Source organism: Streptomyces flavofungini, from assembly GCF_041028215.1.
GTDB classification, from domain to species: Bacteria; Actinomycetota; Actinomycetes; order Streptomycetales; family Streptomycetaceae; genus Streptomyces; species Streptomyces flavofungini_B.
In genome coordinates this window covers 1-2,597 of record NZ_JASKYR010001058.1, presented here as the reverse complement: position 1 = coordinate 2,597, position 2,597 = coordinate 1, and the positions used below count along the sequence as shown (strand labels likewise).

The 2,597-nt window shown below is 74.6% G+C and carries 2 protein-coding genes and 1 pseudogene; all 3 read right to left on the bottom strand.

Annotation, left to right across the window (positions count from 1 at the left end; genetic code table 11):
* Positions 1-3 precede the first annotated feature (3 nt).
* Positions 4-546, bottom strand: a complete 543-nt coding sequence (locus AB8Z36_RS38325; protein ID WP_369217982.1) for a MarR family winged helix-turn-helix transcriptional regulator — start codon at positions 544-546, stop codon at positions 4-6.
* Between the two features lie 88 nt (positions 547-634).
* Entirely contained in the window at positions 635-1,867 is a 1,233-nt protein-coding gene (locus tag AB8Z36_RS38320) for an NAD(P)/FAD-dependent oxidoreductase (protein ID WP_369217981.1), read from the bottom strand.
* Positions 1,864-2,495, bottom strand: a pseudogene (locus tag AB8Z36_RS38315) ((2Fe-2S)-binding protein); the annotation flags it as partial. The gene AB8Z36_RS38320 and the pseudogene AB8Z36_RS38315, both read right to left, overlap by 4 nt.
* Between the last annotated feature and the right edge of the window lie 102 nt (positions 2,496-2,597).

Below are 2,597 nucleotides of genomic sequence, written 5' to 3'. Positions count from 1 at the left end.
CTGCTACGCCTGGGCGCGCCCCAGCTCCGCGAGGCGGGCGAGGGCGGGCAGGGCGCGGGTGAGCGCCTCGCGCTGCTCGGCAGGGAGCTGCTCGACGAGCGGCCGCAGGTGCCGCGAACGGTCGGCCCGGCGGGAGCGGCCGACCTCGCGGCCCGCGTCGGTAATGTGGACGAGCACGACACGGCCGTCGCTCGGGTCGGACCTGCGCTCCACGAGGCCGTCCCGTTCGAGCCGGGTGACGAGCTGGGTGATCCCGGGCTGGCTGACCTGCTCGGTCTTCGTCAGTTCGGTCAGCCGGCGCGGGCTGCCGCCGAAGGCGAGGGTGTCGAGGACGGACAGGGTCGTGAAGGGCAGCTTCTCCAGGACGGGGAGGCGGATGTAGAAGCGGTTGAAGTCCTCGATCGCCGCCGTGAAGGCCTCCACGTCGAGGTCGGCGGCGAGCCCGTCGGCCAGCGGACCGCCGCCGCTCCCCTCGTCCGCACCGCCGTGCACACCGCCGTCCGGACCGTCGATCAGGTCACCGCGCGAATTGTTGTCGTTCACCATGTCGTCCACCCTAAGAAGGCATGAAGAATGCGTCGCTTACTTATGTAAGCTTCTTATCTTGTTCGGGCGGAGCTGACAGCGGGTCCCCTCAATCGTGGCCCGGGAGGAGGGCGATCCGTACGTCGCCGCCGCGCGGGTCGACCCGGCCCGTCCACTGCCCGGGGATGCGGAAGGGCCGGTTCGGCGCCGCAGGGCGCCGGCGGCGGGCGCGGAACAGCTCCCTGCCGTCCTGGGTGACCGTCACCCGCGGATACGGGACGAACTCCGTGACCCGCAGCGTGAATCCGCCGTCCGGCTCGTCCGGGGTGAGCCGGTTGGGGGCGGCCCAGGCGAGCGGGGCGGCGACCCGGACCGGCACCGCGGCCGAGGGCCAGTCGCCGTCGAAGAGATGGCGCAGCACCGCCGCCGCGGCGAGCGAGCCCTCCCGCGCGGCCGTCCGCGCCGGTTCGACGGCGTGCAGGACGTTGCCCACCGCGAAGACACCGCGCTCGGCGGTACGGAAGGCGCTGTCGACCGCAGGGCCGCGCGTGCCCGGGTCCATCGCGAGGCCGCCGCGCCTGGCCAGTTCGTGGTCGGGGACGAAGTCGCCGGTGAAGACGACCGTGTCGCAGGCGAGCCGCGCCGTCCTGCCGTCCCCGTGCCGCAGCACGACCCCCGAAAGGCGTCCCCGGCCGAGGAGTTCGGCGACGGTGGCCCGCGTGAGCAGGGGAACGCCGTGCCACAGCCGGGCCTCGGCGGCACGGGCCCGCGGCGCCTGATGGCGCGGATGCTCCGTGACCAGCGCGGCGACCTCCACGCCCGCCTGCCGCAGGGTGTCGAGGGCGGCGAAGCTCACCGGCTCCGCGCCCACCACGACGGCCCGGGTGCCGATGTACTGCCCGTGGCGGTGGAAGGAGCGCTGGAGCTCGCCCGTGGTGAACACCCCGGCGGGCCGGGTGCCCGGCACCAGGCGCGCCGCGCGCGGACGTTCGCGGGCCCCGGTCGCGAGCACGACCGCACGGGCGGTGATCCGTTCCAGGCCCCGGGGGCTCGTCGCCTCCAGGGTGAGCGGGCTCGCCCACCCGGTGACGCTGACACCGGTGCGCAGCACCGCGCCCGCGTTCACCGCCGCCGTCACACAGCGCTCGGCGTACCGCGGTCCCGTCATGCCGAAGCGCCCGAACCCGCTGTTCGGACAGTGCCGCGGGGCACCGCCCGCCTCCGGGTCGCGCTCCACCACCTCGATCTCACCCGCGCCCGCCGCGGCGAGCCCCGCGGCGGTGGCGAGGCCCGCCGGGCCCGCGCCCACCACCAGTACGTCGACGAACCGCTCCACGCTCACACCGATCCCCCGCCGTTCTCGAAGAGCGCGCGCACCTCGGCGCCGCAGTAGAAGCCCTGGCAGCGCCCGCCGCGCGCCCGGGTGCGGCGGCGCAGTCCGTCCGGTGAACCCGGCGGCACGGTCGAGGCGAGGGCGTCGCGGATCTCGCCGCGGGTGACGCGTTCGCAGTGGCAGACCAGGGTGCCGTAGGCGGGGTCGGCGGCGATGAGGTCGGCGCGCCGGTAGGGGCGGGGGAAGGCCTCGCCGAGGTTGGGCATGTGTACGGGCTCCAGTTCCCTGGCGTCCTTCAGGCCGAGGCCCGTGCCGCCGAGGAGTCCGGTGACATGGGCCGCGATCGCCAGGGACGCGGTGAGGCCGGTCGAGCGGATGCCCCCTCGGCGCTCGACCCGGCGGCCGCCTTGTCGTCGAGGTCCTCGGCGGTGGGGCCGAGCAGGACGTTGCCGTACACGGTCGGGGCGAGCAGGACGCCCTAGCCTAGTTCGGTGGGCACGGGCAGCAGGATGTGGCCGACCAGGCCGCGGGCGAGCTTGTCGAAGACGATGAGCTGGCCCCGGCGCGGGGTGACGGTGAAGTCGGTCCGGCCGAGCAGCCGGTCGACGGTGTCGGCGGACTSCTCGGCCGACTGGAGACCGCGCTCGACTCCCACAAGCGCTTCGTGGCCAACGCCGCGCACGAGTTACSCACCCCCCTGACCGTCGAGCACGCGCTCCTTGAGGAGTCACTCATAGAC